This window comes from Pseudoxanthomonas sp. SE1 (genome assembly GCF_029542205.1).
GTDB lineage: Bacteria > Pseudomonadota > Gammaproteobacteria > Xanthomonadales > Xanthomonadaceae > Pseudoxanthomonas_A.
Map to the genome: position 1 here is coordinate 855403 of NZ_CP113783.1, position 18034 is coordinate 873436.

Consider the following 18034-nt stretch of genomic DNA (forward strand, 5'->3'; position numbering starts at 1 on the left):
GAGCATCGCGCCCGAGGGCGCTCCTACATGGGGTTCAGGATTTCACCCATCCAGCTCCGACCAGCGCTGGTATGCATGCTCGAGTTCCGTCTGCCTGGCCGCGAGCTCGTCATTCGCGCGCTGCAGGTCGGCGGGCGCCTGCTGGTAATAGGCCGCGTCGTTCATGGCCGCCGTGCGTTTGGCGATGTCGGTTTCCAATGACTCGATGCGCGAGGGCAGCAGTTCCAGTTCGCGTGCTTCCTTGAAGCCCAGCTTGCGCTTGGCCGCCGCCGGTTCCGGTTGTTTGGACAGCGTGGGCTTAGCCGGCGTCGCAGACGCGACAACCGGCGTGCGGCGTTGCCTCAGCCAATCCGAATAGCCACCGACGTAGTCGCCCAGTCGGCCTTCGCCCTCCAGCACCAGCGTGCTGGTGACGACGTTGTCGAGGAAGTCGCGGTCGTGGCTGACCAGCAGCAGCGTGCCCTTGTAGTCCAGCAGCAGCTCTTCCAGCAGTTCCAGCGTTTCCACGTCCAGGTCGTTGGTGGGTTCGTCCATCACCAGCAGGTTGGAGGGCTGCGCGAACAGCTTGGCCAGCAGCAGGCGGTTGCGCTCGCCGCCGGACAGGCGGGTGATCGGCGCGCGGGCGCGCTCGGGCGAGAACAGGAAGTCCTGCAGGTAGCCGATGACGTGCTTGCGGCTGCCGTTGATCTCGACGAAGTCGCTGCCTTCGGCGACGTTCTCCAGCGTGGTGCGCGTGTCGTCCAACTGGCTGCGGTGCTGGTCGAAGTAGGCGATCTGCAGCCCGGTACCCAGCTTCACCTCGCCGTGCTGCGGGGCGAGTTCGCCCAGCAGGATCTTCAACAGCGTCGACTTGCCCGCACCATTCGGGCCGACGATGCCGACGCGGTCACCGCGCATGATCGTCGCCGACACATCGTCCAGCAGCACGCGACCGTCATAGGCCTGGGTGATGTCTTTCGCCTCGATGACCTTCTTGCCCGACGACTGTGCCGCCGCGGCTTCCATCCTGACGTTGCCGGATAGGTCGCGTCGTTGGGCGCGCTCGCGCCGCATCGCCTTCAGCGCGGTCACGCGGCCCTCGTTGCGGGTACGGCGCGCCTTGATGCCTTGGCGGATCCACACTTCTTCCTGCGCCAGCAGCTTGTCGAAGCGCGCGTTCTCCTGCGCCTCGGCATGCAGGCGCTCTTCGCGCCGACGCAGGTAGTTGTCGTAGTCGCCCGGCCAACTGGTCAGCTGGCCGCGGTCGATCTCGAGGATGCGCGTGGCCAGCGAGCGCAGGAAGCTGCGGTCATGGGTGACGAACACGATGCTGCCGCCGAAGGACTTCAGGAAGCCCTCCAGCCAGGCGATCGCCTCGATGTCCAGGTGGTTGGTGGGTTCGTCCAGCAGCAGGATGTCCGGGTTGCGCACCAGCGCCTGCGCCAGCAGCACGCGCCGCTTCATGCCGCCGGAGAGCGCAGCGAAGTCGGTTTCTTCGGGCAGTTCCAGGCGCGTCAGCACCTGTTGCACGCGCAGGTCGAGGTCCCAGCCGTGCTGCGCCTCGATCTGCGCTTGTGCCTCGCCCATCGCATCCATGTCCCCGTCGTGGAGGGCATGGTGGTAGCGCGCCAGCAACTGGCCCAGGTCGCCCAGTCCTTCGGCGACCACATCGAACACGGTGCCCTGCGTGTCCTGCGGCACTTCCTGCGCCATGCGCGCGACGATCACGCCGTTCTGCACGCGGATCTCGCCGTCGTCGGGCTTCAGTTCGCCGGCCATCAGCCGCATGAGCGTGGATTTGCCCATGCCGTTGCGGCCGACGATGCAGACGCGCTCGCCGGGTTCGATGGACAGGTCGACGTGTTCGAGGAGAAGCGGCCCGCCGACGCTGAAGTCGACCCGCTGGAATTGCATCAAGGACATGTGCGTATTGTAGCCGGCGCGCGCCGGCCGAAACGGCGGTTCAGGCGTTTTCCGCCGCCCGGCTGCCCAGTTCGGCGTGCCGCCGTTCCATTTCCTCGCGCAACTGACGGCGCAGGCGCGCGGCGGCGAAGCGGCGGATCTCGTCCGGCGTGGACGGCTCCAACGGCGGCACCGGCGTAGTACGGCCGTCGTCGTCGACCGCGACCATCGTGAAGAAGCAGCTGTTCGCGTGGCGCACGCTCTGCTTGCGGATATCCTCGGCCACCACCTTGATGCCGATCTCCATCGACGAGGTGCCGGTGTGGTTGACCGAGGCCAGGAAGGTCACCAGTTCGCCCACGTTGATGGCCTGGCGGAACATCACCTGGTCCACCGACAGGGTGACCACGTACTTGCCGGCGTAGCGGCTGCCGCAGGCGTAGGCCACCTGGTCGAGCAGCTTGAGGATGGCGCCGCCGTGGACCTTGCCGGAGAAGTTGGCCATGTCCGGCGTCATCAGCACCGTCATCGTGAGCTGGTGGCTTTTGAGTGATTCCACGGCATGCCTCCGCAAGGTGAGGCGCGCAGGCTAACCGATCCCGGCGCGGGGCGTGCGATGCCGCTTCCCGAAAGAAAACGGGCCGCTGGTGCGGCCCGTTCCTGTCATCGTGAAGGTCGCGGCGATTACTTCAGCTTGGCATCCTTGCGGAGCGCTTCGGCGCGGTCGGTCTTCTCCCAGGAGAAGGCGGTCGCGGTGTGCTTCTTGCCGGCGCCGTCCACGTAGCTGATCTCGCGCGGCTTGCGGCCGAAGTGGCCGTAGCTGGCGGTCGGCTGGTAGATCGGGTGCTCCAGGTCGAGCATCCTGGTGATGCCGTACGGGCGCAGGTCGAAGTGCTTGCGGATCAGCTTCTCGATGACGTCGTCACCGACCTTGCCGGTGCCGAACGTGGTCACCGAGATCGAGGTCGGCTCGGCCACGCCGATGGCGTAGGAGACCTGCACTTCGCACTTGTCGGCCAGGCCGGCGGCCACGATGTTCTTGGCCACGTAACGCGCGGCGTAGGCGGCCGAACGGTCCACCTTCGACGGATCCTTGCCCGAGAACGCGCCGCCGCCATGACGGGCCATGCCGCCGTAGCTGTCGACGATGATCTTGCGGCCGGTCAGGCCGCAGTCGCCCACCGGGCCACCGATGACGAACTTGCCGGTCGGGTTGATGTGCACCTTGTTCTTCGGCAGCGCGTCCAGCCACTTCTTCGGCAGCACGGGCTTGAGGATGCTCTCGCGCACGGCTTCGATCAGGTCCTTCTGCTTGACGTCCGGGTCATGCTGGGTGGACAGCACGACAGCGTCGAGGCCGAGGATGCTGTTGCCGTCGTAGCGCAGCGTGACCTGCGACTTGGCGTCGGGGCGCAGCCACTTCAGTTTGCCGTTCTTGCGGACCTTGGCCTGCTGTTCCACCAGGCGGTGGCTGTAGTACAGCGGGGCAGGCATGAATTCCGGCGCCTCGTTGCAGGCGTAGCCGAACATCAGGCCCTGGTCGCCCGCGCCCTGTTCTTCCGGCTTCTTGCGGTCCACGCCCTGGTTGATGTCGGGCGACTGCTTGCCGAGCATGTTGATGATGGCGCAGGTGTGGCCGTCGAAACCGACGTCCGAATTGTCGTAGCCGATGTCGTTGATGACCTTGCGCGCCAGCGACTCGATGTCGACCCACGCGGTGGTGGTGACTTCGCCGGCCACGATGGCGGCACCCGTCTTCACCAGGGTTTCGCAGGCCACGCGTGCGCGCTTGTCCTGGGCCAGGATCGCGTCCAGCACGGCGTCGGAGATCTGGTCGGCGATCTTGTCCGGATGGCCTTCGGAGACCGATTCGGAGGTGAACAGGTAGCTGGACATCAGGCTTATATCCTTTGATTCGGATGAAAAGATGGGCGCGCATGATACACGCCGGGGGCGGTGTGTGCATTCTGCGTCGTTCAGGGTTGCCGCGGGTTAAGCGGGAATCACGGCTCCGCTGTCACCGGACTGCCAGAAAACGGAAACCGGGCTGTCGCCGGCCAGGCGCAGGCTGCGCGGCGAAACCCCGCCGCCAGGCTTTGCCCACGACCATGCGCCCCCTGGAACAGCAGATCGTCGAACGCTATCCGCACTGGTTCCGCGGCCGTCGCGCCGGACTGACCCGGCCACTGCTGCGCACGCTGGGCCGCTGGTCCCGGCTGGACCAGGCCTATGCCTTCCTGGCCGACCACGGCCACCTGCACGGACTCGACTTCGTCGATGCCGCCATCGACCATCTCAACCTCAGGCCGACGGTCGATCCCGCCGCGGAGCGGCGCATCCCGGCGCAGGGCCGGTTGCTGATCGTGGCCAACCATCCTTCCGGTGCGCTGGACGCATTGGCGCTCCTGCAACTCGTCGGCCGCGTGCGGCGTGACGTCAAGATCGTCGCCAACGACTTCCTGACGGGTATCGCACCGCTGACCAGTCTGTTGCTGCCGGTCCGCATCCTTGGCGGCAAGCCCGGCGCGGACAGCGTGCGCGCGGTCGAGCAGGCGCTGGAAGCCGAGCAGTGCGTGATCGTATTCCCCGCCGGCGAAGTGTCGCGGCTGGGTCCGCGTGGCGTGCGCGATACCCGCTGGCGCCGGGGCTTCCTCCGCTTCGCCCGTACGACCGCCGCACCGGTACTGCCCATCCGGGTGGAAGCGCGCAATTCGGCGCTGTTCTACGGTGCATCGGCCTTGTTCAAGCCGGCGGGCACGGCGTTGCTTGCACGCGAGATGTTCCGCCGCCACCAGCGACGCCTGCAATTGCATGTGGGGCACCTGCTGCGCATGGACGCGGACGAGGACGCCGCTGCCCAGATCCTGCGGGTCCGCAAGGCGCTCTATGCGCTGGGCGGCGGGATGGCACTGCCCGCGCCGGAAGCCGGCGACTCACCGGAGCCACTGGCGGAGGCGCTGGCGCCGGACATGCTGGAAGCCTGTATCGATGCGCTCGACGTACTGGGCGAAACGACCGACGGAAAACGCATCTGCGTGGGGCGCCTGGCGGGCGGCTCACCGCTGCTGCGGGAGATCGGCCGCCTGCGCGAGCTGACGTTCCGGGTCGTGGGCGAAGGCACCGGCAAGCGGATGGACGTGGATGCGTTCGATGCGTGGTACGAGCACATCGTGCTATGGGATGGAGCGCAGCGGAAGATCGCCGGCGCCTACCGGATCGCGCGTGGGGCGCCGGTGCTGGCGGCGCAGGGGTTGAAGGGCCTCTACACGGCCTCGCTGTTCGACTACGCCGACGACGCGCTGCCGCGCCTGGCCTCGGGCATGGAACTGGGGCGCAGCTTCGTGGTGCCCGAATACTGGGGCAGCCGCAGCATCGACTATCTGTGGCAGGGCATCGGCGCCTACCTGCGCCGGCATCCGCGTGTGCGCTACCTGTTCGGCGCGGTGTCGATGAGCGCGGCGTTGCCTCTGCACGCGCGCGAACAGATCGTCGCGTACTACGCGCACTACTACGGCGACCCCAACGGCGAAGCGCGCTCGCGCCATCCGTTCCGCTACACCGCCACGCCGACCTGTTTCGATGCGCTGGATGCCGACACGGCGTTCCGCGTGCTGAAGACCAATCTCGACACGCTGGGGGCGACCGTGCCGATGCTCTACAAGCAGTACACCGACCTGTGCGAGCCCGGCGGTGCGCGCTTCCTCGCGTTCGGGGTGGATCCGGACTTCAGCGATTCCATCGACGGCCTGATCGAAGTGGACCTGCACCGCATCCGGCCGAAGAAGCGGGAGCGCTATCTCGGCGACGCGTGGCGTCCCATGGAGACGGCGGCATGAGCCCGCTGGCCGCGCCACCGCCGATGCGGCGCGCGGTCTTCGTTTCCGACGTGCACCTCGGTTCCAAGCACTGCCACGCGGCGGAGTTCGCGGACTTCCTCGCCGGCCTGCGCTGCAAGCGCCTGTATCTGGTGGGCGACATCGTCGATCTGTGGTGGATGGCCCAGCGCCGCGTCTCCTGGGATGCCGCGCACAACCGGGTGGTGGAGGCGTTGCACGCGCTGGCACGCAACGGCACGGAGCTCATCTACGTACCCGGCAACCACGATCGACCGATCCGCCGCTTCTGCGGCCTGATGCTGCCCATCATGCAGGTGCGTCGACGCGCGATCCACACCACGCTTGACGGCCGCCGTTTGCTGGTCACGCACGGTGACGACTACGACGGCATCACCCACTTCGGCGGCCTGCAGGAAAAGTTCGGCGACTGGCTGTACTACCGCATCCTGACCGGCAACCGGCTGATCAACCAGGTGCGTCGCCGGTTCGGCCTGCGCTACTGGTCGCTGGCGGAATACCTGAAGCGCCAGAGCGACGCCGCCGAGCGCTACATCGCCCGCTTCGTGCAGGCGGGCCTGGACGACGCGCGGCGCCGTGGGCTGGACGGCATCGTCTGCGGGCACATCCACCGGGCTTCGTTGTTCCAGCGCGATGGCCTGCTGTACGCGAATGACGGCGACTGGGTCGAAAGCCTTACCGCGCTCAGCGAGGAAGCCGACGGCACCCTGTGCCTGCTCTCGCATACCGGCAAGGTGCTGGCCGAGGTCGCGCCGCGCCTGCGCCTGGTTCCGCAGGACGTGCCGCGCGCGGCGTGAGGAATCCCTCCGACGGCTGCTAGGATCGCCGCATGGATTCCCTCAGCCAGATCGTCCTCGGTGGCGCCGTCGCCGCCGCCATCGCGCCCGCCGCCCATCGTCGCGCCGCGCTGCTCGCGGGCGCCGCCCTCGGCACGCTGCCGGATCTGGACAGCCTGCCCATCGCGCTGTTCTCGGACAACCCGGTCACGCTGATGACCGTGCACCGCAGCTTCAGCCATTCGCTGTTCGTGTTGCCGCTGGTGGGCTGGCTGCTGTGGTGGCTGTTCAAGCGGTTCGGCAACGGACGCGTCGCGGCGTCGCCGGTGCGCTGGTTCTGGGCGATCCAACTGGCGCTGGTCACGCACCCGCTGCTGGATGCCTTCACTGTCTACGGCACGCAGTTGTGGTGGCCACTGATGCCGCCGCCGACGATGTGGTCCAGCATGTTCATCATCGACCCGCTGTATACGGTGTGGTTGCTGGTGGCCTGCATCGTGGCGTGGTTCCTGCGCGAACGCGCTGCGGCGCAACGCGCGCTCGCCGTCGGCCTGGTGTTGAGCAGCGCGTACCTCGGATGGTCGCTGCTGGCCAAGACCATGGTCGATCGCGAGGCGGAGCGGACGCTCGCCTCCATGGGACTGGGTGGGGCGCCGTATTTCTCGGTGCCGATGCCGTTCAATACGCTGCTCTGGCGCGTGGTGGCGATGACGCCGTCGGGTTATGTGGAGGCGGAGCGATCCGTCCTGGCGGATGACGGCCCGCTCCAGTTTCGCGGCTATCCGTCCAACGTGCAGGCGCTGGCGGAGGCGCATGCTGTTCCGGTGGTCCAGCGGCTGTCCTGGTTCAACCGGGGCTTCATGCGCGCAAGGGTGCAGCAGGATCGCCTGGTGCTGTCGGACCTGCGGATGGGATTGGAGCCGGATTACAGCTTCAGCTTCGAGGTGGCCGAACGGCGCGACGGGTCGTGGCATCCGGTAGCCCCAGTGCAACACCCGTGGTCGGCACCGGTATCTGGCTCGGAAGGGCTGCTGAAGCTGGTCGCCGCCATGTGGCACCGCATCCGTCATCCGTCAACGGCGCCATTGCGGTCCGCCATCGGCTGACGCGTCGCGGAAGCCGGCGCGTCAGCCCCTTGGGCAGGCGAGTATCAGGAGCCGGTGAGCCTTTCCTTGCGTACGGAGTCTGCGGGTTGCGCCGCCGGTGCCGCGTCCACGGCGATGGGTTGCTGTTCGCCGGCTTCGGAGCGGCGTTCCAGGACGAACGATTCGCCGTTCATCGCACGCCGGAAATTGTGTTCACCGACGGCGGCACGGAACTGGGTGACGGAGCGTTGATAGGACGCACGATATTCGGGGAAAGCGGTGCGAGGGCCGATCACCATCTGTATCTTGCGTTCGCTCATGCCGGTGTACTCGGCAAGTTGTTTGATGCTGTCGCCGGCCTGCACGGAGAAGGGCAGGGCGAACAAGGCGACGAAGAGCGGGGTTCTTGCGTTCATGACAGCCTCCAGGGGAGGTGATTACCGCTTGTTGGCTGCGGTACTCCGCAGGCCGGCGGGGGAACCGGCATGTCCATCCTCACGCTGCGTGGCCGTGCGCCCCAGTGCCGGAAAGCACCGTGACTCAGGTCATGTTTAGCGCGCGTATACCTTCGTCAGTAAACCGTTGCACGCGCCTGCACGAAGGCATAGAAGAAGACGGCGTCCGGGTCGTTCTGCACGTCGTGCATCTCGCGCCGCATGCCGTCGACCACGTCCTGTGTCACCCGGTCGGCCTGCACCAGGGAATCAGCGGCGGACAACAGCAGTTCCTCCCAGAACGCGATCATGTCCTTGCGCCGCGCCGGCTCGCGGTTGTCGAAGTGCACCGTCTTGATCTCGGTAACCACATCGCGATACCCGCCGGCCAGCAGCAGGTTGCCCAGCTTCGCGCCGATGAACGGATCGCCGCCGCTGTCGTACTGGAAATCATTGAACGCCATCCAGTAGCGCCACGTGTTCGGCGAATACGGATGCAGCAGGAACGACGAGTTCATCACCTCGGTGATGTAGATCGGCGAACCGGGTGCCAGTACGCGGCGGACTTCGCTCAGTACACGCGCGGGATTCGGCACGTGCTCCAGGATCCAGCAAAGAAAGGCGGCATCGAACTCGCGCGCACCGTAAGGCAGCCGGCTGGCATCCGCCTGCTGCAGGGTATAGCGGTCGCGGCACCAGGGCATGGTGGCCAGGTTCTGTCGAGCGGCCTGCAGCTGCACGTCGTTGAGATCGACGCAGGTCACGTGCACGTCGGGGAAGCGGCGCAGCAGGATTTCGGTCTGCGCGCCCACGCCACTGCCGACCTCCAGCAACCGGCGCGCACCCGTGTAGTCGACATGGTTGAACAGCGTGCTTTCAAGCAGGCGCGCCTGCTTCATCAGGCGCGCCTGTTCGACCGACGAGAATCCATGAAGGTAGGCGGGACGTTCATCCAACTCGGACACGGGGTTCTCCTCAGGCGGCGGCAGGCAACACCGGCGCGACGCCGGCGATCAGGGCATCGAAGTAGTCGCGCGTCAGCCGCACCTGCTCGTCCGCACTCTCGGCACGATTGACCACTGCGCGGAATGCGAGGTTCTCGGGGCGGTCCCTGGCGTACCAGCCCAGGTGCTTGCGCGCGATGCGCACGCCCTGCGGTTCTCCATAGAAGCCGTGCAACGCGTGCAGGTGGCCCATCAGGATGTCGCGGACTTCATGCAGGGATGGCGCCGGTGGATGTTCGCCCGTGGCAAGGAAATGTGCGATTTCGCGGAATATCCACGGACGTCCCTGCGCGGCGCGGCCGACCATCACGGCATCGGCGCCGGTTTTCGCCAGCACCTGCGCTGCCTTGTCGGGCGAGTCGATGTCGCCGTTGGCCACCACGGGGATGCGCAGCGCGGCCTTGATCGCGGCGATGGTCTCGTATTCCGCGGTGCCGGTGTAATGCTGGTCGCGCGTGCGGCCGTGCACGGCCAGCGCCGCGATGCCGCTTTCCTGCGCGATGCGTGCGATGACCGGTCCGTTGCGGTGGTCACAGTCCCAGCCGGTGCGGATCTTGAGCGTCACCGGGACATCGACGGCTTTCACCACGGCTTCCAGGATGCGGCCCACCAGGGCTTCGTCGCGCATCAGCGCCGAACCTGCCCAGGTGTTGCAAACCTTCTTCGCCGGACACCCCATGTTGATGTCGATGATCTGCGCGCCGTGGTCGGCGTTGTAGCGCGCGGCGTTGGCCAACTGCGCCGGTTCGGTGCCGGCGATCTGCACGCTGACGGGGCTGGGTTCGCCGTCATGGTCCATGCGGTGCAGCGACTTGGACGTGTTCCAGAATCGCGGGTCGCTGATGGTCATTTCCGATACCGCCATGCCCGCACCCAGCCGCTTGCACAGCAGGCGGAATGGCTTGTCGGTGACGCCGGCCATGGGGGCCAGCATCACCGCCGGTTCGATGCGGTAGGGGCCGATCTGCATGGCGGCATTGTACCGCCGACCCTGCAGGGTCAATGCCGGTGGCGTCGCGCGCGCCAGAACAGGAAGCCGGTCACCAGGAGGAATGCGGGCAACAGGCCTGCGGCGGCGATGGCCCATTGCCATGCACGCCCACCCACGAAGCCGCCATGCAACGGATACATCGCCTCGCTGATGCGGGCACCGGCATCCTGCGCTGTCGCGTCGTGCACCTGCACCGCGCTTGCGCGGTAGGGATCCACCCAGACCACGCTGCGGCCGTTGGGGTGCCACTCACCGGGAGCGCGGAAGCGGATCGACACCAGGGCGTCGTCCTTGGGCAGGCTGATGCGGCGGAGGTCGCTGCCGCGCGGGGCCGCATCCGCAGCGGCAAGCAGCACGGCCTGCCAATCGATGGAGGTGGCCTCCCGTTCGATGGGCAATGGCGGGACGACCTCGGGCCCGTCGCCGAAGGTCCAGCGAAGCGCACTCCGGAACGGCTGGCTGTACACCATCGCCACGCCGGTGAAGGTCACCACCAGCAGCAAAGGCAGCAGGAAAACACCCATGCTGCGGTGCCAGCTGAGCCAGCGCCGGGGCGGCGGAGCCGCATGCCAGCGCAGGCTTCGGGCCAACGACGCCAGCCGCGGCCACCACAGGTAAAGTCCGGACAACAGCAGGAACAGCGCCACGATTCCGGACGCACCCAGCACTTCCTCACCAACCTCGCCAGCGAGCAGATGCGTGTGCAGGTCGCGCAGCCACATCACTGCGTCGTTGCCGGTATTGCGCACCAGCAACGGCTCGCCACTGGCGGCATCGAAGTAGTGGCGTTCGCCCTTGCCGGCGAACGCTTGCCAGGCGGGCAGGCGCGGCGAGGGCAGGTCGATGGAGCGGATGCCCCGGTCTTCCGCGCCTGCCACGACACGCGCCAGCGCATGGCCCTGCAGCGCGAGCGGCGGCAGACGTTCGCGTGCCAGTTCGGGATGCGCGGCCAACAGCAGTTCGGATTGGAAGGCCAGCACCGTGCCGGTCAGCGACACCACCGCGAAGACAAGACCGGCGGACAGCCCCAGCCACAGGTGCAACCACTTCAGCATGGCGCGGACACGCCATGCGGATGGGGTGGACATGGTCTGGCGAGGGATCATGCGGAGCGTTGTCGGCGTGGATCAGAAGCGGTGCGACCAGCCCACCGTCAGCACTCGCCCACGTCCGGCGGTGTAGGTGTCGTTGCGTGGCGTGCTCTGCGAGTAGTAGGTGACGTACTGCTCGGAGAAGACGTTCTCGACGCCCACGCTCAGCGTGCCGACGGGCAGCCTGACGCGTGTCAGAAGATCCACGGTGGTGTACCCGTCGAAGCTGGCGACCTGGTTGCCGCGCACGTCGAACTCCCGGTCCAGCGCCTTGCTCGCCTGCAGGCGCAGGTCCACCGATGGCGTGAACGACGCTTCCCAGAACCCGGTGATCCGGTCCGGGCTGACATTGATGCCCGGCAGGTCGCTGTCGACGCGGTCATCGGCATTGCTGTCGTAGCGCCCTTCGCTGCGCGCGTAGGCCAGGCCCGCGCGCATGCCGTCGTTGAAACGGAACGACAGGCTGCCATCGAAGCCCTTGATTTCGGTCCGTTCGCGGACCACCGCATACGTCTGTGTCGCGGTGTCGAAGGCAAGGCGCGAGCCCAGGTCCGAGTCGGAGCGATACAGGGCCAGGTGTACCAGCCAGCGGCCGTCGTCGTAATCCAGGCCGATCTCCTGGTTGTCGGCGATCACCGGCTGCAGGTCGACCAGGCGGTCCACGCGCTGGCCGGCAGCGGTGATGCCGCGCAGCACGCGACCGATGTCGGCCACGGTGTAGCCTTCGGCATAGGACGCGTACAGCTTCAGCGCATCGGTGGCTTCCCACACCATGCCCAGGTTCGGCAGTGTTTCGCTGGTCCTGGTGGTGCCGCCGGTGACCAGGTAGCGCGTTCCCTTCACGCCGGCCGGCGTGGTGCGCTGGTCGGGGATGGTCAGGTAGTCGTCCACCTGCAGTTCGCCGCGCTCATGGCGAAGGCCGCCCGTCAGCAGCCAGGCATCGGCGAACCGCCATTCCGCCTGCACGAAGGGCGAGACCGATTCGTAGGTCGTTTCCGGCACCCAGTCGATCTGTGCGTAGACCAGTTCCTGGTAGGTGCTGTCGCGGGCAAGGTCCAGCCCGAAGGTGGCGCGCAGGTTCAGTCCGAACAGGTCGCCGCGCGACCAGCTGAACTTGCCACCCAGTTTCTCTGACGCGTTCTGCGACTGGTCGTACCAGTCCGGGTCGCGTCCGTCGCCCCAGAAATCGCCCCAGTAGCTGCCGCCGTAGAGGGCCTTGAAATCCACCCAGTACAGCTGCGTCTGCAGGAAGCCGCCGGCCAGATCGTGGTCGGTGTAATCCAGCACCACCGATGTCGAGCGATTGCGGGCGCCTTCGCCTTCGCTGCCGCCGGGCGCGGACGTGGCCAGCTGGCCGGTGGCGATGTTGCCCAGCACGGTGTGGTAATCGTTGTTGCCCTGCAGTTCGTAACGGTTGGCGCTGACCTGCAGCCGGCGCTGGTCGTCGAGGTTCCAGCCGACCTTGGCGAACAGGTTGTGGCTGCGCGCGTCCATCAGGTCGCCCTGGACATCGTTGACGGCGATCGCCCGGCCATCGCCGTCGTAGTAGAGCCCCTCGCTGGCAAAGGATGCACCACCGACGAAGTCGACGTCGCCGCGCCGTGTGCCGAAGACGTAGGACGCCTTGTAGCCCGCGCTGTCGTCTTCCCTGGGGGCCGCGACACTTCCACTGACGCTCACGTCCTGGAAGGTTTCTCCGTCTTTCCGGGGCGCGCGCTTGGTGATGATGTTGATGATGCCGCCGGAGGCGCCCAGCCCCTGCAGCGCATTGGCACCATGGATCACCTCGATGCGCTCGATCATCGCCGGGTCGATGGTGTGGCCGTCGCGCCCGCCTTCGCGCAATGGCGTCGACTGCGGTACGCCATCGACCAGGTACAGCGGCTTGCGACCGCGCAGGTTCTCACCGGCGTTGGTCAGCTTCTGGCGGGAGGGCGTGAAGGCGGGAATCAGGTTGGCGAGGACCTGGGACAGGTCCTGCGTGAGCGCCAGCTGCTGATCCAATTGCTCCCGATCGATGATCGTGATGGTGTTCGGCAGTGCTGCGGCTGAGTCAGGAATACGGCTGGTGCTTGCCGAGACCGTCACGCGGTCGAGTTTGACCGCGTCGTTCGACTGCGCAAAGGCGAAGGGGCTCAGGACGGAGGAAAGGGCGAGCGACAGCAGGCTCAGGCGAAGCGGAAGGGTCATGGGGGACAGGTCTGGGATATCGAACCTGCCCATTTTAAATGAGAATGGTTATCAGTAGCTAGAGGTGAGCGCAGGCGGCCATCCGGCGCACCTCCCAACCGGAACCCATGTTCAGCCGGACGCAGTCTCGAAACGTGCCTGCAGCTCGCTCAGCAGCGGCATGGCCAGCGCGGCTCCGTTCCTTTCGGTGGACAGCGCCGCATAACGGTTGGCGAAGCGCACATGGTCGGCGAAGGACGGCTGCGCGGCTTCGGCCAGCGACGCGGCCAGCGCACCGTTGAAGGCATCGCCGGCGCCTGTCGTATCGACGACCGTCGCTGCTTCGGCGGCGACGCGGTAGTGCGGCCGCGCATCGCCGCGCAACGCCTCCTCGGGGTGGGAGACGTACACGCCGGTGGCACCGAGCGTCACCACCACCGTGCCGTGCGGGAACAACTGCCGGCAATGCTGGTGCAGGGTGACGCCATCGAGGGTGGCGACATCGTCGGCCGTGATGCGTTCGCCCAGGTGGCGGGCCAGCAGCGCCGCGAACTCGGTTTCGTTGGGCGTGATGACGTCGGCATGCGCCAGCAGTTCGGTGGTCGTCGCGGCGTTCGCCGGCGCCGGATTCAGCAGCGTGGTGGCGCCCTGCTGCCGTGCGGCCTGCAACGCGGCCAGCACTGCGTCGGCAGGCGATTCCAACTGGACCAGCACCACGCTGGCCGTCGCCAGCACGTCCGCCTGCATCGCGACGAAGTCCGCCGACAGCACCGCGTTGGCGCCGGCACCGATGACGATGGTGTTGCGCCCGTGCGCGTCCACGTAGATGCCGGCGGTGCCGGTGGGCTCGTCGCTCGCCTGCACGCGCAGCGCCAGGCCGTCGGCGTTCGCCAGATCGCGTGCCAGCCGCCCACCGGCGTCGTCGCCCAGCGCACAGACAAAGGTCGTGTCCGCACCGGCCCGCACCGCCGCGATGGCCTGGTTGAAGCCCTTGCCGCCGGGGCCGGTCGCGTAGCGCCCGGCGATGGTCGCACCAGCGGACGGCAGGGCCTCGCAGCGCCAGACGTGGTCGACATTGAAGGAGCCCACGACGACGACGCGGGACAGGGCGGAGGATGGCGTATTCATGCGGTGATACCTGGAGTCCGGACCGCGGCAATGCCGCGGTCACGGGAGGGGAACGTAAACGAGAGCGGAAAGGCGGCCGCGGAAGGCCGCCTCCCGATTCAGCCGAAGTGCGACAGCACGCCCGCGATGGTGGCCGTCATCAGCGTGGCGATGGTGCCGCCCAGCACGGCGCGCAGACCGAAGCGCGCCAGATCCGAGCGCCGCTCGGGCGCGAGCCCGCCGATGCCGCCGATCTGGATCGCGATCGAGCTGAAGTTGGCGAAGCCGCACAGCGCGTAGGTGGCGATGAGCTTGCCTTCCTCCGACAGCGTCACGCCAGCGACCTTGCCATTCACGATGTCGGCCAGCTGCAGGTAGGCGACGAACTCATTGATGACGACCTTCTGGCCGATCAGCGAGGCGACCGTGGTCGCGTCCTGCCACGGCACGCCGATCACCCATGCGATGGGCGCCAGCAGATAGCCGAAGATGGTGGCCAGGTCGGTCGGCTTGCCGATGGCCGCGGCCAGGCCGGTCGCTTCACCGAACCACGTCAGCGGCCAGTTGAGCAGCGCGATCAGGGCGATGAAGGCGAGCAGCATCGCGCCGATGTTCAGCGCCAGCCGCAGGCCGTCGCCCGCGCCGGCAGCGGCGGCATCGATGATGTTGCTGGAGGTCTTCTCCACTTCCATCTTCACCGTGCCGCGGGTCAGCGGAGTGCCGGTTTCCGGGATCAGCAGCTTGGCGACGACCAGTGTGGCCGGGGCGGCCATGATGCTGGCGGCGAGCAAGTGCTTGGCGTAGAAGGCCTGCTGCTCGGCGTCGCCGCCGCCAAGCATGCCCACGTACGCTGCGAGCACGCCGCCGGCGATGTGTGCCATGCCGCCGATCATCATGGTGATCAGCTCGGACTCGGTCATCTTCGGAATGTACGGGCGCACCGTCAGCGGGGCCTCGGTCTGGCCGATGAAGACGCTGGCGCAGACGCTGGTGGTCTCGGCACCGGACACCTTCATCACCTTGGTGATGGCCAGCGCCATGATCCGCACGATGAACTGCATCACGCCCAGGTGGTACAGCACGCCCATCAGCGCGGCGAAGAAGATGATGGTGGGCAGCACCTGGAAGGCGAAGATGAAACCGTAGGTCTCGGTATTCATCAGGCTGCCGAAGATGAAGCTGGAACCGGCATTGACGAAGCTCAGGATCTTCACGAAGCCGTGGCCCAGCGCATCGAACACTTCGCGCCCGCCCGGTACCAGCAGCACCAGGGCGGCGAAGGCAATCTGCAGGGTGATGCCGGTGGCGACCAGTTTCCAGTCGATCGCCTTCCGGTTGTTGGAAAACAGCCAGACGATGCCGATCAGCACCGCCAGACCGAACAGGCCGAAGCCGATCCGCCCCAAGACTTCCAGCATGTATTCCCCCAGACCTTGCATATTGTTCTGACCGCGGAGTCTAGCAGCGCCCGGCCCGGCCCCGGTCGTTCAGCCGACCCCCCGCACGGCGACCCAGACGGCCAGGGCGAGGAATACCGCCGCCGCCAAGCTGCGGGCCAGCGTCAGCGGCAGCCTGTCAGCAAAGCGGTGTCCCAGCCAGACCACCGGCAGGTTGGCCAGCAGCATGCCGATCGTGGTGCCGGCGATGACCTGCCACAGCGGGTCGTACCGGGTGGCCAGCAGGACGGTGGCGACCTGGGTCTTGTCGCCGATCTCGGCCAGGAAGAAGGCCACGGTGGTTGCCACGAAGGCGCCGCGGGCCGGGAGGTTGTCGGCTTCGTCTTCCAGCGTGTCGGGTTTGAGCGTCCACAGGGCCACGGCCAGGAAGCTTGCCGCCACGGCCCAGCGCAGCACCTCGGGCGACAGCCATTCGGTCAGTTCCGCGCCCAGCCACGCCGAGATCGCATGGTTGACCAGCGTGGCGGCGAGGATGCCCAGCGCTATCGGCCATGGCTTGCGGTAACGCGCCGCCAGCAACAGGGCGAGCAGTTGGGTCTTGTCGCCTATTTCGGCCAAGGTGACGGTGCCGGTGGAGACCAGCAAGGCATGCAGGGACAGCATCTACAACTCCGGGGCCAGGCATTCGCGTCGAGCGCGAAGGCAAACGACGCACTGCCCGGCCCGGGTAAGCGCGACGCCTGCCTTCGGTCTTGCCCGGTGAAGCGGATCGCTTCGCCCCGCGCACCATGGTCGGCGACCAAGTGTGTTGACGCGCGGAACCCGTCAGGACGGGTGGGCTACTCCCCGGAGGAGGAAAGTGCGCGCATTGTACGGAGGCCTCGCCGGCGGAGGCGGAGTCGTTCTCATTTGGGCGTCGCGCAGCGGCCCGGCCGAACGGCGCTAGGATGGGACGCCGCTACCGGAGCACGCCATGCACTACCGACGCCTGGGCAATTCTGGCCTGCAAGTTTCCGCGCTTTCCTTCGGTGCCTGGCTGACCTTCGGCCAGCAGGTGGGACGCGAGCAGGCGCGCGAGCTGATCGCACTGGCGTGGGACCAGGGCGTCAACTTCTTCGACAACGCGGAGGTCTACGGCCATGGCGAAGCCGAGCGCGTCATGGGCCAGGTGTTGCGCGACCTGGACCTGCCGCGCGACGGTTTCTGCGTATCCAGCAAGGTCTGCTTCGGTGCCGTGGAGAACCCACGCCCGACCCAGCGCGGACTGTCGCGCAAGCATGTGGTCGAAGGCTGCCACGCGGCGCTGCAGCGGTTGCAGGTCGATTATCTGGACCTGTACTACTGCCACCGTCCCGACCCGGACACGCCGGTCGAGGAAACGGTATGGGTGATGGATACGTTGGTGCGGCAGGGCAAGGTGTTGTACTGGGGCACGTCGGAATGGCCGGCCGCCCGCATCCGCGAGGCCGCCTCGATCGCGCGCCGGCATCATCTGCATGGGCCGACCATGGAACAGCCCCAGTACAACCTGCTGCACCGGCAGCGGGTGGAACTGGAATATGCGCCGCTGTACGCGGAACTCGGACTGGGAACCACCACCTGGTCGCCGCTGGCGTCAGGCCTTCTGACGGGCAAGTACGACGCAGGCGTGGACGCGGACACGCGCCTCGGCCAGCCCGGGCACGAGGAACTCCAGCGCATGGTCTTCGGCGCCGCGGGCGCGCGCCGGCGGGAGCGCGCCCGCCGGTACGCCCAGGTCGCCGTTGAACTGGGCGAAAAGCCCGCACCGCTGGCCATCGCCTGGTGCCTGCGCAACCCGCACGTTTCCAGTGTCATCCTGGGCGCCAGTCGCCCGGAGCAACTGCGCGAGAACCTCACGGCCCTCGACCTGGCCGCACGCTACGACGATGCCGTGTGGGCCCGGCTGACCGCAGCTGCAGATTGAATTGAACGGAAGCCGGCACGCACCTGTTGACTCCGTAATAAGAATCATTATCATCAAGTTCCGTTCCGCCACGGAGCTTCCCGATGATCTCGAACGTCACCGCCTTGCCCACGATCGACACGCCGGCGCTGCGCGAGCGCCTGTCCCTGCCGCAGGCTGCGCCTCGCGTCGAGGAAACGCTGGACAGCGATGCACTGCTCAAGGGCCAGCGCGAAGTGCTGATCCGCCATGGTGATCGCCTCTATCGCCTGCGCCACACCAGCAACGACAAGCTGATCCTCACCAAGTAGCTGCGCAATC

16 protein-coding genes are annotated in these 18034 nt (G+C 67.1%); 5 read left to right on the plus strand and 11 right to left on the minus strand.

The features are described from left to right. Nucleotides 1-42: 42 nt before the first annotated feature. From OY559_RS03860 to metK, 3 genes are all read right to left on the minus strand, one after another. Nucleotides 43-1902 (minus strand): ATP-binding cassette domain-containing protein, encoded by a 1860-nt coding sequence (locus tag OY559_RS03860; protein ID WP_277728792.1) that lies wholly within the window; start codon nt 1900-1902, stop codon nt 43-45. Nucleotides 1903-1942: 40 nt separating this feature from the next. Continuing rightward, the gene (locus OY559_RS03865) at nt 1943-2410 is read right to left on the minus strand and encodes an acyl-CoA thioesterase (RefSeq protein ID WP_277729910.1); all 468 of its coding nucleotides are present in this window, start codon (nt 2408-2410) and stop codon (nt 1943-1945) included. Nucleotides 2411-2565: 155 nt separating this feature from the next. Then, on the minus strand, nt 2566-3777 hold the full coding sequence (metK, locus tag OY559_RS03870; protein ID WP_277728793.1) for a methionine adenosyltransferase: 1212 nt from the start codon (nt 3775-3777) through the stop codon (nt 2566-2568). A 212-nt stretch (nt 3778-3989) separates the two neighbouring features. On the opposite strand from metK, the gene OY559_RS03875 reads away from it, so the two are divergent. Genes OY559_RS03875 through OY559_RS03885 form a run of 3 tightly spaced genes read left to right on the plus strand, consistent with a single transcriptional unit; the run spans nt 3990 to nt 7617 of the window. Beyond that, nucleotides 3990-5717 (plus strand): bifunctional ornithine lipid synthase OlsF, encoded by a 1728-nt coding sequence (locus OY559_RS03875; RefSeq protein ID WP_277728794.1) that lies wholly within the window; start codon nt 3990-3992, stop codon nt 5715-5717. After that, nucleotides 5714-6532 carry a UDP-2,3-diacylglucosamine diphosphatase gene (locus OY559_RS03880; RefSeq protein ID WP_277728795.1) on the plus strand — a complete coding sequence of 273 codons (819 nt, stop codon included), beginning with the start codon at nt 5714-5716 and terminating at the stop codon, nt 6530-6532. Before OY559_RS03875 ends, OY559_RS03880 begins: the two co-directional genes overlap by 4 nt. Before the next feature lie 32 nt (nt 6533-6564). Then, the gene (locus OY559_RS03885; RefSeq protein WP_277728796.1) at nt 6565-7617 is read left to right on the plus strand and encodes a metal-dependent hydrolase; all 1053 of its coding nucleotides are present in this window, start codon (nt 6565-6567) and stop codon (nt 7615-7617) included. Nucleotides 7618-7661: 44 nt separating this feature from the next. On the opposite strand, the gene OY559_RS03890 is transcribed toward OY559_RS03885, so the two are convergent. From OY559_RS03890 to OY559_RS03925, 8 genes are all read right to left on the minus strand, one after another. Beyond that, complete coding sequence (locus OY559_RS03890) at nt 7662-7982, minus strand: hypothetical protein (protein ID WP_277728797.1); 321 nt, start codon at nt 7980-7982, stop codon at nt 7662-7664. A 185-nt stretch (nt 7983-8167) separates the two neighbouring features. Next, entirely contained in the window at nt 8168-8995 is an 828-nt protein-coding gene (locus OY559_RS03895; RefSeq protein ID WP_277728798.1) for a class I SAM-dependent methyltransferase, read from the minus strand. A gap of 10 nt (nt 8996-9005) precedes the next feature. Continuing rightward, nucleotides 9006-10004 (minus strand): tRNA dihydrouridine synthase DusB, encoded by a 999-nt coding sequence (gene dusB, locus OY559_RS03900; protein WP_277728799.1) that lies wholly within the window; start codon nt 10002-10004, stop codon nt 9006-9008. A 29-nt stretch (nt 10005-10033) separates the two neighbouring features. Further along, nucleotides 10034-11113 (minus strand): PepSY-associated TM helix domain-containing protein, encoded by a 1080-nt coding sequence (locus tag OY559_RS03905; RefSeq protein WP_277728800.1) that lies wholly within the window; start codon nt 11111-11113, stop codon nt 10034-10036. A gap of 39 nt (nt 11114-11152) precedes the next feature. Next, entirely contained in the window at nt 11153-13306 is a 2154-nt protein-coding gene (locus OY559_RS03910) for a TonB-dependent receptor (protein WP_277728801.1), read from the minus strand. Nucleotides 13307-13417: 111 nt separating this feature from the next. Then, nucleotides 13418-14413, minus strand: coding sequence for a ribokinase (locus OY559_RS03915; protein WP_277728802.1), 996 nt, complete (start codon nt 14411-14413; stop codon nt 13418-13420). Nucleotides 14414-14511: 98 nt separating this feature from the next. Further along, nucleotides 14512-15810: a NupC/NupG family nucleoside CNT transporter gene (locus tag OY559_RS03920; RefSeq protein WP_277728803.1), complete on the minus strand. Its 1299-nt coding sequence runs from the start codon at nt 15808-15810 to the stop codon at nt 14512-14514. 69 nt (nt 15811-15879) lie between these two features. Continuing rightward, entirely contained in the window at nt 15880-16452 is a 573-nt protein-coding gene (locus tag OY559_RS03925; RefSeq protein ID WP_277728804.1) for a TMEM165/GDT1 family protein, read from the minus strand. Nucleotides 16453-16762: 310 nt separating this feature from the next. Between OY559_RS03925 and OY559_RS03930 the strand changes: the two genes are divergently transcribed. Further along, entirely contained in the window at nt 16763-17734 is a 972-nt protein-coding gene (locus tag OY559_RS03930; RefSeq protein WP_277728805.1) for an aldo/keto reductase, read from the plus strand. Nucleotides 17735-17817: 83 nt separating this feature from the next. Continuing rightward, nucleotides 17818-18024 carry a hemin uptake protein HemP gene (locus tag OY559_RS03935; RefSeq protein ID WP_277728806.1) on the plus strand — a complete coding sequence of 69 codons (207 nt, stop codon included), beginning with the start codon at nt 17818-17820 and terminating at the stop codon, nt 18022-18024. The last annotated feature ends 10 nt before the right edge of the window (nt 18025-18034 follow it).

Coding starts and splice junctions, on each gene's coding strand:
- OY559_RS03860 (WP_277728792.1), bottom strand. CDS start 1,902: ATGTCCTTGATGCAATTCCAGCGGGTCGACTTCAGCGTCGGCGGGCCG.
- OY559_RS03865 (WP_277729910.1), bottom strand. CDS start 2,410: ATGACGGTGCTGATGACGCCGGACATGGCCAACTTCTCCGGCAAGGTC.
- metK (WP_277728793.1), bottom strand. CDS start 3,777: ATGTCCAGCTACCTGTTCACCTCCGAATCGGTCTCCGAAGGCCATCCG.
- OY559_RS03875 (WP_277728794.1), top strand. CDS start 3,990: ATGCGCCCCCTGGAACAGCAGATCGTCGAACGCTATCCGCACTGGTTC.
- OY559_RS03880 (WP_277728795.1), top strand. CDS start 5,714: ATGAGCCCGCTGGCCGCGCCACCGCCGATGCGGCGCGCGGTCTTCGTT.
- OY559_RS03885 (WP_277728796.1), top strand. CDS start 6,565: ATGGATTCCCTCAGCCAGATCGTCCTCGGTGGCGCCGTCGCCGCCGCC.
- dusB (WP_277728799.1), bottom strand. CDS start 10,004: ATGCAGATCGGCCCCTACCGCATCGAACCGGCGGTGATGCTGGCCCCC.
- OY559_RS03905 (WP_277728800.1), bottom strand. CDS start 11,113: ATGTCCACCCCATCCGCATGGCGTGTCCGCGCCATGCTGAAGTGGTTG.
- OY559_RS03910 (WP_277728801.1), bottom strand. CDS start 13,306: ATGACCCTTCCGCTTCGCCTGAGCCTGCTGTCGCTCGCCCTTTCCTCC.
- OY559_RS03915 (WP_277728802.1), bottom strand. CDS start 14,413: ATGAATACGCCATCCTCCGCCCTGTCCCGCGTCGTCGTCGTGGGCTCC.
- OY559_RS03920 (WP_277728803.1), bottom strand. CDS start 15,810: ATGCTGGAAGTCTTGGGGCGGATCGGCTTCGGCCTGTTCGGTCTGGCG.
- OY559_RS03925 (WP_277728804.1), bottom strand. CDS start 16,452: ATGCTGTCCCTGCATGCCTTGCTGGTCTCCACCGGCACCGTCACCTTG.
- OY559_RS03930 (WP_277728805.1), top strand. CDS start 16,763: ATGCACTACCGACGCCTGGGCAATTCTGGCCTGCAAGTTTCCGCGCTT.
- OY559_RS03935 (WP_277728806.1), top strand. CDS start 17,818: ATGATCTCGAACGTCACCGCCTTGCCCACGATCGACACGCCGGCGCTG.